The sequence below is a fragment of the Sphingopyxis sp. C-1 genome, assembly GCF_001047015.1.
GTDB lineage: Bacteria > Pseudomonadota > Alphaproteobacteria > Sphingomonadales > Sphingomonadaceae > Sphingopyxis.
On record NZ_BBRO01000001.1, the window covers coordinates 1,199,749 to 1,219,577 of the forward strand.

At 65.8% G+C, this 19,829-nt stretch carries 18 protein-coding genes; all 18 read left to right on the plus strand.

The features are described from left to right. Positions 1 to 100: 100 nt before the first annotated feature. Complete coding sequence (locus SC1_RS05475) at positions 101 to 1,090, plus strand: cysteine synthase A (RefSeq protein ID WP_062183631.1); 990 nt, start codon at positions 101 to 103, stop codon at positions 1,088 to 1,090. Next, on the plus strand, positions 1,087 to 1,482 hold the full coding sequence (locus tag SC1_RS05480; RefSeq protein WP_062178626.1) for a hypothetical protein: 396 nt from the start codon (positions 1,087 to 1,089) through the stop codon (positions 1,480 to 1,482). Before SC1_RS05475 ends, SC1_RS05480 begins: the two co-directional genes overlap by 4 nt. Beyond that, positions 1,479 to 2,642: a GldG family protein gene (locus tag SC1_RS05485; RefSeq protein ID WP_238586584.1), complete on the plus strand. Its 1,164-nt coding sequence runs from the start codon at positions 1,479 to 1,481 to the stop codon at positions 2,640 to 2,642. Before SC1_RS05480 ends, SC1_RS05485 begins: the two co-directional genes overlap by 4 nt. A 277-nt stretch (positions 2,643 to 2,919) precedes the next feature. Beyond that, positions 2,920 to 3,420, plus strand: a complete 501-nt coding sequence (locus tag SC1_RS05490; RefSeq protein WP_062178629.1) for a division/cell wall cluster transcriptional repressor MraZ — start codon at positions 2,920 to 2,922, stop codon at positions 3,418 to 3,420. Next, positions 3,417 to 4,412, plus strand: coding sequence for a 16S rRNA (cytosine(1402)-N(4))-methyltransferase RsmH (gene rsmH / locus SC1_RS05495; RefSeq protein ID WP_062178632.1), 996 nt, complete (start codon positions 3,417 to 3,419; stop codon positions 4,410 to 4,412). The genes SC1_RS05490 and rsmH overlap by 4 nt, the downstream gene beginning before the upstream one ends. Next, complete coding sequence (locus SC1_RS05500; RefSeq protein WP_062178635.1) at positions 4,406 to 5,014, plus strand: hypothetical protein; 609 nt, start codon at positions 4,406 to 4,408, stop codon at positions 5,012 to 5,014. Before rsmH ends, SC1_RS05500 begins: the two co-directional genes overlap by 7 nt. Further along, positions 5,011 to 6,699 carry a penicillin-binding protein 2 gene (locus tag SC1_RS05505; RefSeq protein WP_062178638.1) on the plus strand — a complete coding sequence of 563 codons (1,689 nt, stop codon included), beginning with the start codon at positions 5,011 to 5,013 and terminating at the stop codon, positions 6,697 to 6,699. Before SC1_RS05500 ends, SC1_RS05505 begins: the two co-directional genes overlap by 4 nt. After that, entirely contained in the window at positions 6,699 to 8,138 is a 1,440-nt protein-coding gene (locus SC1_RS05510; protein WP_062178641.1) for a UDP-N-acetylmuramoyl-L-alanyl-D-glutamate--2,6-diaminopimelate ligase, read from the plus strand. Before SC1_RS05505 ends, SC1_RS05510 begins: the two co-directional genes overlap by 1 nt. After that, a complete protein-coding gene (murF, locus tag SC1_RS05515; RefSeq protein WP_062178644.1) occupies positions 8,135 to 9,511 on the plus strand; it encodes a UDP-N-acetylmuramoyl-tripeptide--D-alanyl-D-alanine ligase in 1,377 nt (458 codons plus the stop codon). Before SC1_RS05510 ends, murF begins: the two co-directional genes overlap by 4 nt. Beyond that, positions 9,511 to 10,581, plus strand: a complete 1,071-nt coding sequence (gene mraY / locus SC1_RS05520) for a phospho-N-acetylmuramoyl-pentapeptide-transferase (protein ID WP_062178647.1) — start codon at positions 9,511 to 9,513, stop codon at positions 10,579 to 10,581. Before murF ends, mraY begins: the two co-directional genes overlap by 1 nt. Beyond that, a complete protein-coding gene (murD, locus tag SC1_RS05525) occupies positions 10,578 to 11,882 on the plus strand; it encodes a UDP-N-acetylmuramoyl-L-alanine--D-glutamate ligase (protein ID WP_062178650.1) in 1,305 nt (434 codons plus the stop codon). Before mraY ends, murD begins: the two co-directional genes overlap by 4 nt. Continuing rightward, positions 11,879 to 13,111 carry an FtsW/RodA/SpoVE family cell cycle protein gene (locus SC1_RS05530; RefSeq protein ID WP_193749114.1) on the plus strand — a complete coding sequence of 411 codons (1,233 nt, stop codon included), beginning with the start codon at positions 11,879 to 11,881 and terminating at the stop codon, positions 13,109 to 13,111. The genes murD and SC1_RS05530 overlap by 4 nt, the downstream gene beginning before the upstream one ends. Beyond that, entirely contained in the window at positions 13,108 to 14,292 is a 1,185-nt protein-coding gene (gene murG / locus SC1_RS05535) for an undecaprenyldiphospho-muramoylpentapeptide beta-N-acetylglucosaminyltransferase (protein WP_062178653.1), read from the plus strand. Before SC1_RS05530 ends, murG begins: the two co-directional genes overlap by 4 nt. Further along, entirely contained in the window at positions 14,292 to 15,722 is a 1,431-nt protein-coding gene (murC, locus tag SC1_RS05540) for a UDP-N-acetylmuramate--L-alanine ligase (RefSeq protein ID WP_062178656.1), read from the plus strand. Before murG ends, murC begins: the two co-directional genes overlap by 1 nt. Next, positions 15,719 to 16,618, plus strand: coding sequence for a UDP-N-acetylmuramate dehydrogenase (gene murB / locus SC1_RS05545; RefSeq protein ID WP_062178659.1), 900 nt, complete (start codon positions 15,719 to 15,721; stop codon positions 16,616 to 16,618). The genes murC and murB overlap by 4 nt, the downstream gene beginning before the upstream one ends. After that, a complete protein-coding gene (locus SC1_RS05550; RefSeq protein ID WP_062178662.1) occupies positions 16,615 to 17,541 on the plus strand; it encodes a D-alanine--D-alanine ligase in 927 nt (308 codons plus the stop codon). Before murB ends, SC1_RS05550 begins: the two co-directional genes overlap by 4 nt. Then, on the plus strand, positions 17,538 to 18,476 hold the full coding sequence (locus SC1_RS05555; protein ID WP_062178665.1) for a cell division protein FtsQ/DivIB: 939 nt from the start codon (positions 17,538 to 17,540) through the stop codon (positions 18,474 to 18,476). Before SC1_RS05550 ends, SC1_RS05555 begins: the two co-directional genes overlap by 4 nt. A 4-nt stretch (positions 18,477 to 18,480) precedes the next feature. Further along, positions 18,481 to 19,737 (plus strand): cell division protein FtsA, encoded by a 1,257-nt coding sequence (ftsA, locus tag SC1_RS05560; RefSeq protein ID WP_062178669.1) that lies wholly within the window; start codon positions 18,481 to 18,483, stop codon positions 19,735 to 19,737. Positions 19,738 to 19,829: the final 92 nt, after the last annotated feature.

Below are 19,829 nucleotides of genomic sequence, written 5' to 3' on the forward strand. Positions count from 1 at the left end.
TTCGTCGGACCTCATTGCCCGTTGGTCGACAAAGCCCGAAGATTGGCGGGGCAAGCGAAGCTGTCTTGCGAGGCCGCGGGCGGCGCCCTAGATCATGTGCATGACTATTGCTGCAAACAGCCTCGACCTCATCGGCAACACTCCGCTGGTGCTGCTCAAAGGGCCGAGCGAAGCCACCGGCTGCGAAATCTGGGGCAAGTGCGAATATGCCAATCCCGGCGGGTCGGTGAAGGACCGCGCCGCGCTCTATATCGTCCGTGATGCAGAGGCGAACGGCAGCCTGAAACCCGGCGGCACGATCGTCGAGGGGACGGCGGGCAACACCGGTATCGGCCTCGCGCTGGTGGGCAATGCGCTCGGCTACAAGACGATCATCGTCATGCCTGATAACCAGAGTGCCGAGAAGATGGCGACGATTCGCGCACTCGGCGCCGAACTTGTGCTTGTCCCGCCCGCGCCTTTCGCCAACCCCGGCCATTTCGTCCACACCTCGCGCCGCATCGCCGAGGAGACCGACAATGCGATCTGGGCGAACCAGTTCGACAATATCGCCAACCGCAAATCGCACATCTTCGGTACCGCCGAGGAAATCTGGGAGCAGATGGACGGGCGTATCGACGGCTTTACCTGCGCGGCGGGGACCGGCGGCACGATCGCGGGCACCGGGCTGGGCCTAAAGGCGAAGAGTGCCGACATCGTCATCGCACTCACCGACCCGCATGGTGCGGGGCTCTATAATTATTACCAGTGCGGCGAGTTGAAGGCCGAAGGCAGCAGCGTTGCCGAGGGGATCGGCCAGAACCGCATCACCGCAAACCTCGACGGTGCGCCGATCGACACGCAGTTCCGCATCTCGGATGCCGAGGGGCTCGCGGTGGTCCGCCAACTGCTCGACGAAGAGGGGCTGTGCCTCGGCCTCTCATCGGGGATCAACGTCGCTGGGGCGATGGCGCTCGCGCGGCACCTCGGGCCGGGGAAGCGCATTGCAACCATGCTGTGTGACAGCGGGTTTCGCTATCTCTCGACGCTCTACAACCCCGAATGGCTGGCGAGCAAAGGACTGGAGACACCACAGGAGGCTGCGGCATGAGCGTCCGCATCGAAATCCCGTCGACGCCCAAGCCGCAACCCGTGCCGCCGCCGCCCGCGCCGATCAACGATACGGTACGCCGCTTGCAGATCGGCATAGCGGGCGTGCTCACGGTATTGCTGCTCGTGGGAATGGCCGGGCTGATCGGCGAACGAGCGCGCGAGCGCGCAGGGGACGATGTGACCGCCACCGCCGAAGTTAAGATGCCTGGCGATGAACAGAAGACCAGCGGCGCTCCGCTCGAGGAACTGGGGGTTCAGGCGGTTCAGCCTTCGTCGAAGGACGAAAATGCCGCTACGCCGGTAAAGGTGCCGCAGGCGGCGCCGCCGTCGACCGTCCCCGACCTAGAACCCGACCCCGCCCTCCAGCGCGCGCGCCAGTCGAAACAGTGACGGCGGTCTCGCGCGGCTCGATGCTGCGCGCCCTTGTCGCCGCCATCGCGATCACCGCGCTGACGTGGGTTGCGGGCGGGCAGTCGGCGCTCGGCCGTATCGACCCCGCGCTTGCCGTTCCGTTGCTTGCGCCGCCGATGATGCTTCTCGCCTGGAGCGAGCGCGGCAAGCCCACCCGGGACCGGCTGCAGACGCTGTTCCTCTCGCTGTTGTTTCTGGTCGCCGGGCAAGCGTTGCTTGGCTTGACCCTCGCCGGGTCTTCCGGCCCGTGGCAGCTCCTTCTCGTGATCCTGGCGGGTGGACTCGCGGCTCTGATCGCCGACGCGCTCGTTCGCTGGCGCCCGCGATTCCGGCTCTTGCCATGGGCTGCGGCACTGTTGCTCGCGGCCGCTTGGTTCGGGGCAGGGCATATGTTGCTGGCCGCGCTCTATCGCCCGACACCGGCAGCGGCGGGGGCGCCGGCCGTCACCATGCTCACTGGCCTGCCGCTGCGATGGTCAGGCGGCGGCGACATCGCCGCGATGATCGCCGAAGGCGCAAATGACGATCCGGCGCTCGCACGGCTGACCGCGACCGGACCACTCTTGCTGGTCGACAGTATCGCCGACCATGTCCCGCCACCAAGCGGAACGCTTCTCATAGCCCACACGCGCGCACTGGCACCGCGGGAGTTGGTCGCGATCGATGCGTTCGTGCGCGGCGGCGGACACGCAGTCGTGCTCGCCGATGCGCTGTCGGGCTGGCCGGCGCGCCACCCGCTCGGCGATCCGCGCAATCCGCCGGTAACGAGCCTGCTCACGCCGCTGCTGGACCATTGGGGCGTGACTCTGGGTGCTGCCCCCGAGCACGGGGGCAGGGCGCTGGCTGCTGATGTCGAGGGGGCTCGGCTTCGCTTGTTCAGCGCGGGGCGGCTGGAGCGTCTGCCCGGAACTTGCCGCGCCTTTGCCGATCGCCGCGCCGCGCGCTGCCGGATAGGGCGGGGCGAGATATGGCTGGTGGGCGATGCCGACCTGCTGTTTGCGCCGCTATGGCAGCCGCTTGTGCCGGGCGCCGACCATCTGCGGCAAGCCGACACGATGGAATGGCTTTCGGCCCGCCTTTGGCCGGGCGCCGGACGTGCCGCATTGCATCCGCTCTGGATTCGCAGCCGCCCCGATTGAGTCGGGGTTTTCGCCCCTTTTCACCCGTATCGAAACAACATGCCCGGTGCCTTCGCGCGCCGTGGCACCGGTATTTACCCAATTTGGAGCGCTTTTTGCGGCGAATAGGGCTTAGATTCCCTATTTCACCCTAAATTACCCCTTTTCACCCCGATCTATAGTTGGTACTCAAGCAATCGGAGAGGGGCATTCTCCACCCGTGCCGAACCAGCTGAAATCGCGTGATTTCGGAGACGGGGAAGTTTTGCCCGGTGGCGCGAATACGGGGGGCAGAGCGATGGCGATTGTGACGCCCGGCCAGTATGCGGGCACCAATTTCGCCGCGATCGATGGCAAGGGGCGCATCGCTGTCCCCTCACAGTTCCGCAACAATGTGCCCCTCACTGCGGACGGTCAGCGCGTGCTCTGGGTCGGCTTTCATGAAAAGCTGCCGTGCCTCGTCGCCTATGGCCAGGACCAGTATGACCGACTGAACGGCGAGATCGAGCGCGACCGCGAAACAGCGCGGCTGCGCGACCTCGACTTCGACGAAGACAGCGAGTTCAAGAAGCGCTTCAGCTATACCGAGCCATATACGCTCGACGACAGCGGTCGCTTCCTTCCCAGCTTCATCCACCGCGACCGCGTCGGCGATGCCGGCGCGACGGCTTTTGTGGGCTCGGGCCGCCGTCTGGAAATCTGGTGGCTGCCGACCTTGGCCGAATGTGCCGAGGCCGATCCGGTGCTTCAGCGGCTCGCGGCGTCGTGGGATGCGACCAAAGGGAAGGGGCGCAAGTGACCGACGTCCTTCCCGAGCTCCCCAGGGATCCTCGCCACGATCCGGTCCTCCGTGAAGAAGTCCTCGCAGCACTCGCCATCGCCCCCGGTGAGCGCCATGTCGATGCGACCTTCGGCGCCGGCGGCTACACCCGCGCGATGCTCGCCGCGGGTGCCGAGGTCATCGCTTGCGACCGCGATCCCGATGCGATTGCCGAAGGGCAGGCGCTGGTCGAGGAAGCCGGCGGCAAGCTGACGCTGATCCACGGCCGCTTCGGCGAGATCGACCGATTGCTCGCCGAGCGCGGGATCGAGGCGGTCGACGGCATCACTTTCGATATCGGCGTTTCCTCGATGCAGCTCGACCGCGATGAGCGCGGGTTTTCGTTCCAGAAGGATGGGCCGCTCGACATGCGTATGGCGCAGGAAGGCGAAAGCGCGGCCGATTGGCTGAACAGCGCCGACGAGGGCGAAATCGCCGACGTGCTTTTCCATTATGGCGATGAACGTCAGTCGCGCCGCGTAGCGCGCGCGATCGTCGCGGCGCGCCCGCTGACCCGTACCGGCGAGCTTGCGACGGTGATCCGTAAAGCGCTGCGCCATCCGCCCGGCGCGCCCAAGGATCCGTCGACCAAGAGCTTTCAGGCGATCCGCATCCATGTGAACGGCGAGCTCGACGAGTTGATGGCCGGCCTCAACGCGGCCGAGCGTCTGCTGCGCCCCGGTGGCCGGCTCGCGGTCGTCAGCTTTCACAGCACCGAAGACCGGATCGTGAAGAACTTCCTGCGCGAACGCAGCGGTGGCGATGCCGCGGGTTCGCGCCACCGGCCCGCGCCGATCCCTCTGGCGCGGGCCGCAACTTTCGAAACCCCGGCGCGCAAAGTGCGTCCGGGCAAGGCCGAAGAGGCACGCAATCCGCGTGCTCGTTCGGCGACATTGCGCAGCGCGATCCGGACGGCCGCTCCGGCGCATTCGGTCCAGGGAAATTCAGGGAAGGAGGCGATGTCATGCTGATGGCGGCCCGCAAGGTCCAGGGGATTGGCCTGGTTCTGCTCGTGCTCATCTTCGCGATGATGCTCTATCCCGTGTCGCTGAAGGTTGCGGCGACGCGCAGCGAATTGACGCGGATAGAGCGGCAGATCGACCGCACGCGCGACAATATCCGCTACCTTGAATCCGAACTCGCGGTGCGGGCCTCGATGCGCCAGCTCGAACAGTGGAACGCCGATACCTTCGGCTATTCGGCGCCCGATGCGGGTCAGTATCTGGAAAGTGAGCGCCAGCTCGCTTCGCTCGACCGCTTGCCGCGCGCGCGCGGCGCCAACGAAGTCGCGCCTGTGCTGATGGCGATGGTTTCGCCCGTCGGGACGCCGCCCGCTTCGGCCAATACGGCCACGAAGGAAAGCCCGGTCGCAGCCAAGCCGGCGGCGATCAAGCCTGTGGTGCTCGCGCAGGCTGAAACGGCCATCCGCAGCGACGTGACGCCGCGGATGGCGCCGACACGTCGCCGTGAACAGCTTAAGATGATCGAGGACCAACTCCTCGCCGAATCGACGCTCGCAGACCTCAAGCGTGCGGCGGCGGTCGAGGCTGCAGGGGGTAAGTCCGGCCGATGAACACGCTGGTCGTCCGTCCGACCCGGGTCCGAACCGCTGGGGTGCGGCAGCAGATATTGCTGACCGCACAACAGCGTTTGATGATCCTGATGCTGCTGTTCATGGCGGCATTTTTGGTTGTATCGGTGCGGCTCCTTTATTTCGCGCTGTTCGATACCGCGTCGAACCGCGGCGCGGCGACGGCCTTTGTTCCGGCGCGCGCCGACATCGTCGACCGCAACGGCGTGCCGTTGGCGCGTACCATCGACGGCTATTCGATCCGCGTCGTTCCGTCGAAGCTGCTCAACAACCGGCAATATCTCGCCGACGAGCTCCACAAGATATTCCCGGACACGCCGCGCGAGGAATTGCTGGCAAAGGTCAGCGGGTCGCGGCCGACCTACATTCGCCGCCGCGCGCTGCCCGATCAGGTCGCGGCGGTGAACGCAATCGGCGACGTCGGCTTCGACTTTCCGCGCGAAAAGGAACGCCTTTATCCGCAGCTGACGCTTGCTGCCCACGTCCTCGGCTTCACCAACGCCGAGGGGCATGGCGTGACCGGCGTCGAAGGTGCCTTCGACCAGCGGCTAATCGACAAGGCGACGCGCGGGCAGCCGCTCGCGCTGTCGATCGACGCGCGCGTACAGGGTGTACTCGAAAGCGAGCTGAGTTCGGCGGTCGCGAACCTTGAGGCAATCGGCGGGGCGGGGATCATTCTCGACGTCCACACCGGCGAAGTCGCGGCGATGACTTCGCTCCCGACCTTTAACCCGAACAAGCTGACCGGCAGCGATCCGGCGACACGCCGCAACGCGGTGACCTATAATCTTTATGAGCTGGGGTCGACCTTCAAGCCGCTGTCGATCGGCGCTGCCATCGACGATGGCGTGGTGACCAATATGGCGCGCCGCTACGATGCCTCGGCACCGCTCGCGATCGCGGGTTTCCGTATCCGCGACAGCCATCCCGGCCGCTGGTACAATGTGCCCGAAACGCTGATCGAAAGCTCGAACATCGCAACCGCGCGCATCGCCGACGAACTCGGCCGCGAGAATATGGAAAAATTGTTCCGCAATCTCGATTTCGACAAGCGACCGCAGATCGAGCTCAAGGAGCGCGCTTTCCCGCTGTGGCCCAAGGATTGGGGCCGCCTGACGACGATGACGACCAGCTATGGCCATGGCATCGCGGTGACCCCGCTCCATCTCGCCAGCGCCTATGCCGCGCTCGTCAACGGCGGTATCTATCGCCCTGCGACGATGCTCAAGCTCGGCGACAAGGCGCCGCCGCAGGGGCGCCGCGTGTTCAAGGCGTCGACCAGTGCGCGGATGCGCCAGTTGCTCCGTCTCATCGTCTCCGACGGCACCGGCAAACAGGCGGAGGCGCCGGGCTTCCGCGTCGGCGGCAAGACCGGTTCGGCTGAAAAGCCTGGCGCAGGCGGCTATCGCCGGCATTCGCTCGTCTCGACCTTCGCGGCGGCTTTCCCGATGGACAATCCGCGCTATGTGGTGCTGGTGATGATCGACGAGCCCAAGGGCAATGCCTTCAGTTCCGGCCAGCGGACCGCCGGCTGGACCGCGGCACCGGTGGTGCGCAAGGTCGTGACGCGCGCTGGCCCGATGCTCGGCGTGTTTCCTGACGAAAGCCGCGATGTCGATGTTTCCGAACTGACCCCGCTGCTGCGGAGAGGCGAGGAAGCGCACTGATGCGTCTCGCCGCGCTGCTCGAAGATCAGTCGCTGGAGGGCAGCGATCCCGTCGTTACGGGGCTCGCCATCGACCATCGCAAGGTCGCGCCGGGCACGGTCTTCGGCGCATTCGTCGGCGAAAAATTCAATGGCGAGGACTTTATTGCAGCCGCCGTTGACGCCGGGGCGGTGGCAATCGTTGGTCGTCCCGAGGCGCAGGTCGAGGGTGCGGTGCATATCGCCGATGCCAACCCGCGCCGGGCCTTCGCGCATATCGCGGCGCGCTTCTTCCATCGTTTTCCCGCGACCTGCGTCGCGGTGACGGGCACGAACGGAAAGACCTCGACCGTCGAGATGACGCGCCAGCTCTGGCGGATGGCGGGGTTCAACGCCGCGTCGATTGGCACGCTTGGCATCACGACGTCACAGGACAGCGCATCCACCGGGCTGACGACCCCAGACATCGTCACTTTCCTCTCGAACATGTCGGGTCTCGCGGTCGAGGGGGTCACCCACGCCGCGTTCGAGGCGTCGAGTCACGGTCTCGACCAGTATCGCACCGAGGGTCTGCCGGTGAAGGCGGCTGCTTTCACCAACCTCAGCCACGACCATCTCGACTATCACGGCACGATGGACGCCTATCTCGCGGCCAAGTTGCGGCTCTTCTCCGAAGTCGTCGAGCCCGGTGGTGCGGCGGTGGTGTGGGCCGACGACGAATATTCGGCGCCGGTGATCGCGGCTGCGAAAGCGCGCGGCGTCCGTCTGCTGACCGTCGGTACAAAGGGCGAAACACTTCGCCTTGTCTCGCGCGAGCCGACGCAGCTCGGCCAGGCGCTCGTCATCGCGGCGGGCGATCTGACGCAAAAGGTCGATCTGCCGCTGATTGGAGCCTATCAGGTTGCGAACGCGCTCGTGTCGGCGGCCCTCGTGATCGCGACCGGCGGCGACGCTGCGCAGACGCTCGGCAATCTCGCCCGGCTCCAGCCGGTGCGCGGCCGCCTCGAACGCGCCGCGATCGCCCGAACCGGTGCCCCGGTCTATGTCGACTATGCCCACACGCCCGACGCGATCGAAGCGGCGCTCGACGCGCTGCGCCCGCATGCGAACGGCCGCCTGATCCTCGTTTTCGGGGCCGGCGGCGACCGCGACCAGGCGAAGCGCCCGGAAATGGGCAAAGTTGCCGCAGCCAAGGCCGACGTGCTGATCATCACCGACGACAATCCACGCGGCGAAGATCCCGCCGTCATCCGCGATGCGATCGCGGCCGCGGCACCCGACGCGCGGGTCATCGGCGACCGCCGTGCCGCGATTGCCGCCGCCATCGCCGAAGCGCGCTCCGACGATATCGTCTGCATCGCGGGCAAGGGGCACGAGCAGGGCCAGATTGTCGGTCGCGGTGACGACATGCGTGTCATTCCCTTCGACGATGTGACCGTCGCACGCGAGGTGGCGGCATGAATCCGCTCTGGACCGCGCGCGCCATCGCCGCTGCTACGGGCGGTACCGCCAGCGCCGATTTCACCGTGCAGGGCGTGGCCTTCGACTCGCGTGAGGTCACGGCGGGCGACCTCTTTGTCGCCATGAAGGGCGAATTTGCCGACGGCCACGCCTTCATCGACAAGGCGATCGCCGCGGGCGCCGCCGGTATCGTCTGCGAAACCGCGATCGATCATCCGCATGTCCGCGTCGCCGACAGCGCGGCGGCTTTGAACGCGCTCGGAACCACGTCGCGCGCGCGCAGCCACGGCCGCATCATCGGCGTCACCGGCTCGGCGGGCAAGACGGGGACGAAAGAGGCATTGTTCGCCGCACTCGACCGTTTCCGCCCGGGAAGGGCACATCGCTCGGTTAAAAGCTACAACAACCACGTAGGCGTCCCACTCAGCCTCGCGCGCATGCCCTCGACCGCCGATTTCGGCGTATTCGAAATGGGGATGAACCACGCGGGCGAACTCGCCGAGCTGACGCGGATGGTCCGCCCGCATGTCGCCATCGTCACCACCATCGCCCCCGCCCACATGGAATTCTTCAGCGGCGAGGAAGCGATTGCGGATGCAAAGGGTGAGATTTTCGAGGGGCTGGAGCCCGGCGGTACGGCGATCGTTCCGTTCGACAGCCCTCATTATGCGCGCCTTCGTGCGAAAGCCGAGCAGCACGCCGCGCACGTCGTGAGCTTTGGGCTTGGTGAAGGAGCCGACGTCCGCGCGGTCGACTGGCTGTCGGACGGGAAGGGCGGTTCGCTCGTCACCGCGCAGGTGCAGGACTCGCTGCTCTGCTTCAACATCGCGCAGGCTGGCGCACATTGGGTCGCCAATTCGCTTGCGGTGCTGGCGGCGATCAAGGCCGTCGGCGGCGACCTGCCCGCCGCGGGCCTCGCCTTCGCCGAAATGGGCGGTCTCGTCGGACGCGGCGCGCGTCACCGCGTCGCGGTGCCCGGCGGCCACATCCTCGTCATCGACGAAAGCTATAACGCCAATCCGGCCTCGATGGCCGCGACGATCAACCAGTTCGGCACCGAATCCGCCGATCGCAAGCTCGCGATTCTCGGCGCGATGAAGGAGCTTGGACCGGGCGGAGAGGCATATCACGCGGGTCTGGCGGCTCCGCTCGTCGCGGCGGGGGTGCAATTCGCCCTGCTTGTCGGCGAAGAGATGGCGCCGCTTGCCAAAGCGCTTGAGGGACGCGTCGATTTCGAGCATGTGGCCGCCCACTCGGCCGCGGTAGGGCGGCTGAAGGACCTGATCCGTCCGGGCGACGCCGTGCTGGTTAAGGGGTCAAACAGCGTCGGGTTGTCGCATGTCGTGGCGGCTCTGACCAACGGGGACTATTGATGCTTTATTGGCTGGCGGAATGGCTTGGCTTTCCGGGGGCTCTCAACCTCATTCGCTACCTGAGCTTTCGTTCGGGGGCCGCGGTCGCGACCGCGCTGATCATCGGGCTGTGGATCGGCCCTCGCTTCATCCTGATGTTGCGGATGCGGCAGGGCAAGGGGCAGCCGATCCGCGAGGACGGGCCGCAGAGCCACCTGGCGAAAAAGGGCACGCCGACGATGGGCGGGCTGATGATACTCATTTCGCTGATGATCTCGGCGCTCCTGTGGATGGACCTTTCCAACCGCTTCGTCTGGGCGTGCATATTCGTGACCGGCGGCTTTGCAGCGGTCGGCTTCCTCGATGATCTCGACAAGGTGACCAAGGCCAGCCATCGCGGAATTCCGGGGCGCGTGCGCCTGTTGATCGAATTTTTGATCGCTGGCGTTGCGGTGTTCCTGATCGTGTCGCGCACCGGCACCGACCTGTATCTGCCATTTTTCAGCGGCGTCGTGCTCGAACTCGGCCCGCTCTACTATGTCTTTGCGATGGTGCTGATTGTCGGTTTCGGCAACGCTGTGAACCTCACCGACGGTCTCGACGGGCTCGCAACCTTCCCGGTGATCATCGCCAGCCTGACTTTCCTCGTCATCGTCTATCTGTCGGGCAACGTGAAGTTCGCCGGCTACCTCGGCATTCCGCACGTCCCCGGTGCGGGCGAACTCGCGGTTTTTGCCGCGGGGATCATCGGCGCCTGCCTTGCTTTCCTGTGGTTCAACGCGCCCCCCGCGGCAGTGTTCATGGGCGACACGGGCAGCCTCGCGCTTGGTGGCGCGCTCGCGACGATCGCTGTAACCGCGCAGCATGAGCTTGTCCTCGTCCTCGTTGGCGGGCTGTTCGTGGTCGAGGCGCTGTCGGTGATCATCCAGGTCTTCTGGTACAAGCGCACCGGCAAGCGCGTCTTCCGCATGGCGCCGATCCACCATCATTTCGAGCAGCTCGGCTGGCCCGAATCCACCGTCGTCATCCGTTTCTGGATCGTCTCGATCGTCCTCGCGCTCGCAGGGCTCGCGACCTTGAAACTCCGTTGATCTCCTCGCGCGTCTTTGCCGGTCGCCGCTATGCGGTGCTGGGACTGGCGCGCTCGGGCCTCGCGACGGTTGAGGCGCTCGTTGCCAGTGGCGCGGGCGTGACCGCGTGGGACGACCGCGAGGAAGCGCGCGACGATGCGATGGCGCTTGGCGCCGACATCGGCAATCCGCTCGACATCGATCTCATCGGCTTCGCGGGCGTCGTCGTGTCGCCGGGCGTCCCGCTTAACCGCCATCCGATCGCGGCGCACGCGCGCGAGGCGCATGTGCCGGTAATCGGCGACATCGAACTCTTTGCCGAGGCTCGTGACGAACTGCCCGCGCATAAAGTCGTCGGCATCACCGGCACCAACGGCAAATCGACCGTTACAGCGCTGATCACGCATATGCTCGAAAGTGCTGGCGTGCCGACGCTGATGGGCGGCAACATCGGGCTGCCGATCCTCAGCCGCGATCCGCTTGCCGAAGGCGGCGTCTATGTGCTCGAACTTTCAAGCTACCAGATCGACCTTTCGCACAGCCTTGCCTGCGACGTTGCGGTGCTGACCAACCTCAGCCCCGATCATCTCGACCGCTACGACGGCTTCGCCGGCTATGCGGCGTCGAAGGCGCGGCTGTTCGGCCTGCAACATCGCGATCAGGTGGCGATCGTCGCGGTCGATGACGATCCGTCGAAGATGATCGCAAGCCGCATCAACCACCGCCTCCACCGCGTGTCGGCAAAGGATGTCGATCCGGTCGATCAGGCGCGCTGGCCCGCATTGCAGGGGCCGCACAACGCGCAGAACGCCGTCTGCGCGATCGCCGTGTGCCGCGTGCTGGGGCTGAACGACGAACAGATCGAACGCGGCCTTGCGACCTACAAGTCGCTGCCGCACCGGATGGAATTGGTCGGCGAAGTCGGGGGGGTCAGCTGGTTCAATGACAGCAAGGCTACCAACGCGGCTTCCGCTGCACCGGCGCTGGCGGCTTTTCCGCCGGCGCCGGACCAGCGTTTGCACTGGATTGCGGGCGGCAAGGCCAAGGGCGACGGGCTGGCGGCGTGCCGTCCCTGGTTCGGCCATGTCCAACGCGCCTATCTGATCGGCGAGGCGATGGAGCCCTTCGCGGACGAGATTGGCGACGCGATCCCGGTCGAGCGGTCGGGGGATCTGGCTGCGGCGGTGAAGCAGGCGGCGGCCATGGCGAAGCCGGGCGATATCGTGCTGTTGTCGCCCGCCTGCGCGTCGTTCGACCAGTTCAAGGATTATGAGCAGCGCGGCGATGTGTTCCGCGCTGCGGTACAGGCGCTCGGGGCATGAGCGGGGGGGATAATTTGGACACAACCGAACGCCCGGTGATTGCCGCCACGCGAACGACGAAACGCCGCGGCCCGCGCCTCAGCCGTGCCGACCGCACACCGCTCGGCCTTTGGTTTTGGGAAATCGACCGGGTTCTATTACTGCTGGTATCGATCCTCGTCGCGGTCGGGCTAGTCGCAGTTGCGGCGGCGTCGCCTGTTGCGGCACAGAAACTCTCGACCTCGACCGCGTCGCTCGATCCGCTCTATTATTTCTATCGCCAGCTTATGTGGGTGATGGTCGGCGTGCCGGTGATGCTGATGGTGTCGATGCTGCCAAAGCCGCAGGCGCGGCGCTTCGCCATCTATGGCACCATCGCCTTTCTCTTCCTGCTCTTCATGGTGCCGCTGATCGGCACCTCGGTGAACGGCGCGCAGCGCTGGATCGGCAGCGGTGTGTTCCGGCTGCAGCCGTCGGAGTTCCTGAAGCCCTTCTTCGCGGTGTCGCTCGCGTGGGTGCTGTCGCTGCGCCTCCACGACCAGAGCCTGCCCGTCGTGCCGCTCGCGGCGGCGCTCACCGGCGTCATCGCGCTGCTGCTCATGGGCCAGCCCGACCTTGGGCAGACGATCATCTTTGCGGCGACCTGGTTCGTCCTCGTCCTCGTTGCGGGGCTGTCGATGCGGATTATGGGCGCACTCGCGGGTGCGGGTGTCGTGGGCATCGTGCTCGCCTATTTCTTCTATCCGGTCGCGCAGCAGCGCATCAACATCTGGCTCTTTGCCGAGGGTGACAGTTTTCAGGTCGACAAGGCGCATGCGACGCTGACCGCGGGCGGCCTCATCGGCACCGGCCCCGGCGCGGGACTCGCCAAGTTCCAGCTACCCGAAGCGCATACCGACTATATCTTCTCGGTAATCGGCGAGGAGTTCGGGATGATCGCGTGCATGGCGATCGCGGTGCTCTATCTCGCGATCATCGTGCGTGTTCTTGTCCGCCTGCTCGATGAGGAAGACAGCTTCCTGATTCTCGCCGTCGCGGGCCTGATCGCGCAGTTCGGTGGGCAGGCAGTGATCAACATGGCCGTGAACACGCAGATATTCCCGTCGAAGGGGATGACCTTGCCTTTCATCTCCTATGGTGGCTCGTCCTTCATCGCTCTGTCGATCGGCATGGGTTTGCTCTTGTCGCTGACCCGGCGAAACCCCTATGCGGCTCGGGTATCGATGACCCGGAACTGGAACAAGAAATGACTGCCACCCGCCACTTCCTTCTCGCCGCCGGCGGGACGGGAGGACATATGCTGCCCGCCTACGCCCTCGCCGGCGAACTGATCGCGCGCGGACACCGCGTCGCGCTTGTCAGCGACGACCGCGGCCTCAGAATTCCCGGTGCTCCGGCGGAGATGGACACGCATGTGCTGCCCGCGGGCCGCGTATCGGGAGGCCCCGCCGGCTGGGTCAAGGCTGCTCTCGCGATCCGCAAGGGGCGCCGCATGGCGATCGACCTGATCGATGAATTCGACCCCGCCGTCGTCGTCGGTTTCGGCGGCTATCCCTCGCTCCCCAGTCTGCTCGCTGCCGGCGCCACGAAGCGGCCGCGCGTGCTCCACGAACAAAATGCCGTGCTCGGCCGCGTCAACCGCATGATGGCGCCGCGCGTCGACGCGGTGGCGGTCGCCTATCATAATATCCAGCGCTATCCCGCGGGGCAGGAAGCGAAGCTCCATATCACGGGCAATCCGGTGCGCGAGGAGATCATCGCGATCCGTGACGACGGTTTCCCGCCGCTGCCCGAAGATGGCATTTTCCGCTTGCTCGTGGTTGGGGGAAGCTTGGGTGCAACGGTGCTCAGCGACGTCGTACCTGCCGCTGTTGCGATGTTGCCGCGTGCTCTGCTCGACCGCTTGCAGGTCGTGCAGCAGTGCCGCGAGGATGATATCGAAGCGGTCCGCGCCAAATATGCCGAACTCGGCGTCGCCGCAGAATGCGCATCCTACATCAAGGACTTTCCCGAGCGGCTGCGTTGGGCGCATATGGTCATCGCGCGCGCGGGCGCATCGACGGTCGCCGAACTCGCCTGTGCCGGGCGCCCGGCGATCTTCGTTCCCTATCCCAGCGCGATGGACGACCATCAGACCTATAATGTCGTCGACCTGGTCCAGGCGGGCGGTGCGATTTCGTTCCAGCAGCCCGACTTCACCGCTGCCGAGGTCGCCAAACATATCCAGCGCATGGCGCTCGAACCCGGCGCGCTCGAAGAAGCCGCCGAACGTGCGGCAAGCTGCGGCCTGCCGAACGCGACGCGCGATCTTGCCGATTTGGTCGAATCGCTCGCAGCCCCGCCGATGATGGATGTCATCCGCGTCGGCGCCGCGTCGCGCTCGGCTGCGGTAGCCGGCGGCATTGCCGCCACCCGCGCGGGAGATAAATGATGCGCGGCGTTGCGACGGATATCGGCACCATCCATTTCATCGGCATCGGCGGCATCGGCATGTCGGGCATCGCCGAGGTCATGCACAATCTGGGCTATCAGGTGCAGGGCAGCGACATCGCCGACTCTTACGTCGTCGAGGGATTGCGCAAACGCGGGATCAAGGTCGCGATCGGGCACGAAGCCTCGAACGTCGACGGGGTGGCGGTCGTCGTCACATCGACCGCAGTCAAGCGCGGCAATCCCGAAGTCGAGGCCGCGCTCGCGAACCGCATCCCGCTCGTCCGCCGCGCCGAAATGCTTGCCGAACTGATGCGGCTGAAATCGACCGTCGCGATTGCAGGCACGCATGGCAAGACGACGACGACCAGCCTCGTCGCCGCGCTGCTCGACGCGGGCGGGATCGACCCGACGGTGATCAACGGCGGAATCATCAACAACTATGGCTCGAACGCGCGCCTCGGCGCCAGCGACTGGATGGTCGTCGAGGCCGACGAGAGCGACGGCAGCTTCCTGCGCCTCGACGGCACGATCGCGGTCGTCACCAACATCGATCCCGAACATCTCGACCATTATGGCAGCTTTGACGCGATCAAGGACGCCTTCGTCGAATTTATCGAGAATGTACCCTTTTACGGCGCGGCGATGCTCTGCCTCGACCATCCGGAGGTCCAGGCGATCATCCCGCGCATCCGCGACCGCCGGATCGTGACCTATGGCTTCTCTGCCCAAGCCGACGTTCGCGGCACCAATGTGACGCCCGGCCCCGACGGCAATCGCTTCGACGTCGTCGTGCGCGACCGCGACGGAAACAGCCGGACGATTGAGGGCATTCACCTCCCAATGTCGGGCCGCCACAATGTCCAGAATTCGCTCGCGGCGATTGCCGTCGCGCTGCACATGGGCGTTTCGGACGACAAGATCGTGTCGGGCTTCAACGGTTTTGCCGGGGTGAAGCGCCGCTTTACCAAGGTCGGCGAGATTGCGGTGGGCGAGGGCGTCGTCACTGTGATCGACGATTATGCCCATCACCCCGTCGAGATCCGTGCCGTGCTGTCGGCTGCGCGCGAAGGCGTGGGGGCGGGGCGCGTTGTCGCGGTGGTCCAGCCGCATCGCTTTACGCGCCTGCGCGATCATATGGACGATTTCCAGCAGGCGTTTAACGACGCCGACATCGTGCTTGCGCTGCCCGTCTATACCGCGGGCGAAGCGCCGATCGACGGCGTGTCGTCGGATGTCCTGGTCGCGGGTCTGCGCGACCGGGGTCACCGTCAGGCCAATGTCGTGGCCGACGCCGGCGCGCTGGCCACTGCTATCGCCGCCAGCATCGCTGCCGGCGATCTCGGGCCGGGCGACAAGGTCATCTGCCTCGGCGCGGGCGATATCACCAAGATGGCTGCGGGCCTCGCCGCGGCGGTGGAAGCGGCATGAGCAGTGCCGACACGCTTCCTGCCGTACGCGGCAAACTGACGGCAAAGGCGCCGCTCGCGCCGCTCGTCTGGTTCAAGTCGGGCGGCCCCGCCGACTGGCTTTTCGAGCCGAAGGACGCCGACGACCTCGCCGATTTCCTCCGCGATCTCGATCCTGCCGTGTCGGTGATGGCGCTCGGCCTCGGGTCGAACCTCATCGTCCGCGATGGCGGCTTCCCGGGCGTCGTCGTCCGGCTTGGCAAGGCGTTCGCGAAGGTCGAAGCGGTCGATGCGACGACGCTGCGTTGCGGCGGCGGCGCGTCGGGCATTCTTGTTTCTTCGACCGCGCGCGACGCGGGCATCGCCGGCATGGAATTCCTGCGCTCGATCCCGGGCACCGTAGGAGGTTTCGTGCGCATGAACGGCGGCGCCTACGGCGGCGAGGTCAAGGACATATTGATCGATTGCGACGTCGTGCTGCGCTCGGGCGAGCGCAAGACCCTGCCGCTCGCCGAACTCGGCTACACCTATCGGCACAGTGAGTTGCCCGAGGGCGCGGTCGTGATCGGCGCGACCTTTCGCGGCCGACCCGGCGAACCCGGCGCGATCCAGGCCGAAATGGACCGCATCTCGGCAAGCCGCGAAGCCTCGCAGCCGCTGCGTTCGAAAACCGGCGGTTCGACCTTCAAGAACCCCGACGGACACAAGGCATGGCAGCTCGTCGACGAAGCCGGCTGCCGTGGCTTCATGGTCGGCGGGGCGCAGGTCAGCGAAAAGCACACCAATTTCCTGATCAACACCGGTGAGGCGAGCAGCGCCGATATCGAAGAGCTCGGTGAGGAAGTCCGCCGCCGCGTGAAAGCGAAGAGCGGCGTGGAATTGCAATGGGAAATACAGCGCGTGGGAGTCATGAAGTGAGCCGGGGTCCGTGGCATGTCGCCGTCCTGATGGGCGGCTGGTCGGCCGAGCGCGAAGTGTCGCTGATGAGCGGCAATGGCGTCGCCGACGCGCTCGAAAGCCGTGGGCACAAGGTCACGCGCATCGACATGGACCGCAATGTCGCGCAGCGGCTTGCCGAGGCAAAACCCGACGTCGTGTTCAACGCGCTCCACGGCGTCCCTGGCGAGGACGGGACGGTGCAGGGCATGCTTGACCTGATGGGTCTCAAATACACCCACAGCGGGCTCGTCACCTCGGTCATCGCGATCGACAAGGAATTGACGAAACAGGCGCTGGTGCCGCATGGTATCCCCATGCCGACGGGGACGATGGTTGACAGCGAAAGCCTCTTCACAGTCGACCCCTTGCCGCGCCCCTATGTCCTGAAACCCGTGAATGAGGGCTCGTCGGTCGGCGTCGCGATCGTCAAGGACGACAGCAATTACGGCAACCCGATCGCGCGCGAAGCCGTGGGCCCTTGGCAGGAATTTGAACGGCTGCTGGCCGAGCCCTTCATCAAGGGTCGCGAACTGACCGTCGCCGTGCTCGGCGACACGCCGCTTGCGGTCACCGAACTCCGCGTCAAGTCGGGCTTCTACGACTATGACGCCAAATATACCGACGGCCTGACCGAACATGTCTGTCCCGCCGACGTCCCCGATGACGTCGCGCAGCGGATGAAAGATCTGGCGTTGCAATCGCACCGCCTGCTCGGCTGCAAGGGCGCATCCCGCTCGGATTTCCGCTGGGACGACGAACATGGCCTTGCGGGGATTTTCCTGCTCGAGGTCAACACCCAGCCCGGCATGACGCCGCTCAGCCTTGTGCCCGAACAGGGGCGCGCCGTCGGCATGGATTATGCCGAACTCGTCGAACGCATCGTGGGGGAAGCGTTATCATGAGCAAGACACAGATCAAGCGGGGGAAGGCGCCGCCGCGCCGGCCGGCGCGTGCGCCGAAAAAGCGGCGGAGGGTACAGACCTCGCGCCTCAATGCGATTATCAACGCGCTGCCGATCAGCCCGCAACGGCTGCAGAAGATCGCCAACTGGACCGTCGGGCTCAGCCTGTGCGCGGTTGCCGCCATCGCCGCCCATGCCACAGGCGTGACCGCAAAGGTTCATGAGGAATATGCGCAGTTGGTCGGCCGCGCGGGATTTCAGGTCAAGAAGGTCGAGGTCGTCGGCGCCGATCGCATCGACCGGCTCAAAGTCTATGACATCGCGCTTGCGCAGAAGGACCGCTCGATGGCGGCGGTCGATCTGGAAGATGTCCGCGGCGACCTTATGAAATATGGCTGGATCAAGGATGCGCGCGTATCCCGCCGCCTTCCGGACACGCTCGTCGTCGATATCGTCGAGCGTACGCCCGCGGCGATCTGGCAGCATAATAATCGCCTGTCGCTGATCGACGAAAAGGGCGTCGTGCTCGAACCCGTCACCGTCGCGACGATGCCTGACCTGCCGCTGGTCATCGGGCCGCGGGCGAACCAGCGCTCGCAGGACCTCGATCGTCTGCTTTCGGAGGCGAGCAGCCTCAAGGAATTGCTCGCGGGCGCGACATGGGTCGGCAACCGCCGATGGGACCTGCGCTTCCGCAGCGGCGAGACGCTTTCGCTTCCCGAGGGCGAGGCCGAGGCCAAGGCCGCGCTTGCGAAATTCGCACATATGGACGGCGCCAACCGTCTGCTCGGTCGCGGCATATTGCGTTTCGACATGCGCGACCCCGCGCGCTTCGTGCTCCGTCTGCCGCACGAGGGGCAGGTCGCTCCCGCGAAGCTAGAGGATGCGCGCGCAGCCGTCGACGCGGTCGCCGTCGCCCAGTCGAACGAAGGATAGGGCGATGGCGCCGCCGCGCATCGAAAAGATCATCACCGCGCTCGATGTCGGGTCGTGGAAAGTCTGCGCGCTGATCGCGGGACAGACCGCCGACGGCCAACTCCATGTGCTCGGCACCGGCCAGCGCGAAAGCCGTGGCGTCCAGCGTGGCTATGTCGCCGACATGGAACAGACCGAGCATATCGTGCGTGAGGCGATCGAACAGGCCGAACGCATCGCTGGGCTCAATATCGACGACGTCTGGGTCAGTTTCTCGGCGGGCGGGCTGCTCAGCGACGTCGCGCCGATCGAAAGCGAACTCGGCGGCCACCGCATCGAGCAGGAAGATATCGACGACCTCCTCGCCGCAGGCCGCGCGGGCATCGATCCCGAGGGCCGCATGATCCTGCATGCGCAGCCCGCGCTCTACACGCTCGACGGCCTCACCGGGGTCAAGAACCCGATCGGTCTCCACGCCGATCGCCTCGGCGTCGATATTCACATCATCATGGCCGACGGTGCGCCGGTACGAAACCTCGAAGCCGCGGTGCGGCAGGCGCATCTCGACGTCAACGCGGTCGTGGCGTCGCCGATCGCTGCAGGGCTCGCCTGCCTGTCCGACGAGGAACGCGACCTCGGCGTTGCGCTGGTCGAACTCGGCGCCGCGGTTACGACGGTGTCGCTCTACGCGGGCGGCATGCTCGTCGAGATGGTGTCGCTGCCCTTCGGCGCGAGCGACATCACCGATGATATCGCCTCGGCCTTCGGCATTCGCCGCAGCCAGGCACAGCGGCTGCAAAGCTTCTACGGTTCGGCTTCGGCCAGTCCGCGCGATAATAACGAGATCATCGAACTCGAACCCGGCGCCCCGTCGGGCAGCGATTCCCCGCGCATCACGCGCGCTCAGCTTGTCACGGTGATCCGCCAGCGGCTCGATGCGATGATGGGCGAGATCGGCCGGACGCTGAAGGACCTGCATTTCGTCGGCCCGATCGGCCGTCAGGTGGTTCTCGTCGGCGGCGGCGCCGACCTGAAAGGCATCGCCGACTACACGCAAAGTGCGCTCGGGCGTGCGGCGCGCGTCGGGCGGCCGCGCGGCTTGCACGGCCTGCCCGATGCGCATAGTGGCCCCGCTTTCGCGACGCTCGCGGGTCTGGTTCTCTATGCCGCATCGGACCCCGTCGATCTTCGCGACCTGCCGATGATGGCACAGGATGTGTACAAGCCGGCGGGGACTTCGATCCTCCACCGCCTCATGGCGGCACTGAAAAGCAGTTTTTGAATGATACGCGTCGAAAAGGTTAATTTTTTGGGTGATTCCCACGTCACAATAGTGCAATGCGGTAACAGAAAACCGGACGGTCGGACTACCGC

Excerpts from the sequence above, each read along its gene's own strand:
- mraY (WP_062178647.1), top strand. The coding sequence starts at position 9,511 with ATGCTTTATTGGCTGGCGGAATGGCTTGGCTTTCCGGGGGCTCTCAAC.
- SC1_RS05480 (WP_062178626.1), top strand. The coding sequence starts at position 1,087 with ATGAGCGTCCGCATCGAAATCCCGTCGACGCCCAAGCCGCAACCCGTG.
- murG (WP_062178653.1), top strand. The coding sequence starts at position 13,108 with ATGACTGCCACCCGCCACTTCCTTCTCGCCGCCGGCGGGACGGGAGGA.
- SC1_RS05490 (WP_062178629.1), top strand. The coding sequence starts at position 2,920 with ATGGCGATTGTGACGCCCGGCCAGTATGCGGGCACCAATTTCGCCGCG.
- SC1_RS05510 (WP_062178641.1), top strand. The coding sequence starts at position 6,699 with ATGCGTCTCGCCGCGCTGCTCGAAGATCAGTCGCTGGAGGGCAGCGAT.
- SC1_RS05500 (WP_062178635.1), top strand. The coding sequence starts at position 4,406 with ATGCTGATGGCGGCCCGCAAGGTCCAGGGGATTGGCCTGGTTCTGCTC.
- SC1_RS05555 (WP_062178665.1), top strand. The coding sequence starts at position 17,538 with ATGAGCAAGACACAGATCAAGCGGGGGAAGGCGCCGCCGCGCCGGCCG.
- murB (WP_062178659.1), top strand. The coding sequence starts at position 15,719 with ATGAGCAGTGCCGACACGCTTCCTGCCGTACGCGGCAAACTGACGGCA.
- ftsA (WP_062178669.1), top strand. The coding sequence starts at position 18,481 with ATGGCGCCGCCGCGCATCGAAAAGATCATCACCGCGCTCGATGTCGGG.
- SC1_RS05530 (WP_193749114.1), top strand. The coding sequence starts at position 11,879 with ATGAGCGGGGGGGATAATTTGGACACAACCGAACGCCCGGTGATTGCC.
- murF (WP_062178644.1), top strand. The coding sequence starts at position 8,135 with ATGAATCCGCTCTGGACCGCGCGCGCCATCGCCGCTGCTACGGGCGGT.
- murC (WP_062178656.1), top strand. The coding sequence starts at position 14,292 with ATGCGCGGCGTTGCGACGGATATCGGCACCATCCATTTCATCGGCATC.
- SC1_RS05505 (WP_062178638.1), top strand. The coding sequence starts at position 5,011 with ATGAACACGCTGGTCGTCCGTCCGACCCGGGTCCGAACCGCTGGGGTG.
- SC1_RS05475 (WP_062183631.1), top strand. The coding sequence starts at position 101 with ATGACTATTGCTGCAAACAGCCTCGACCTCATCGGCAACACTCCGCTG.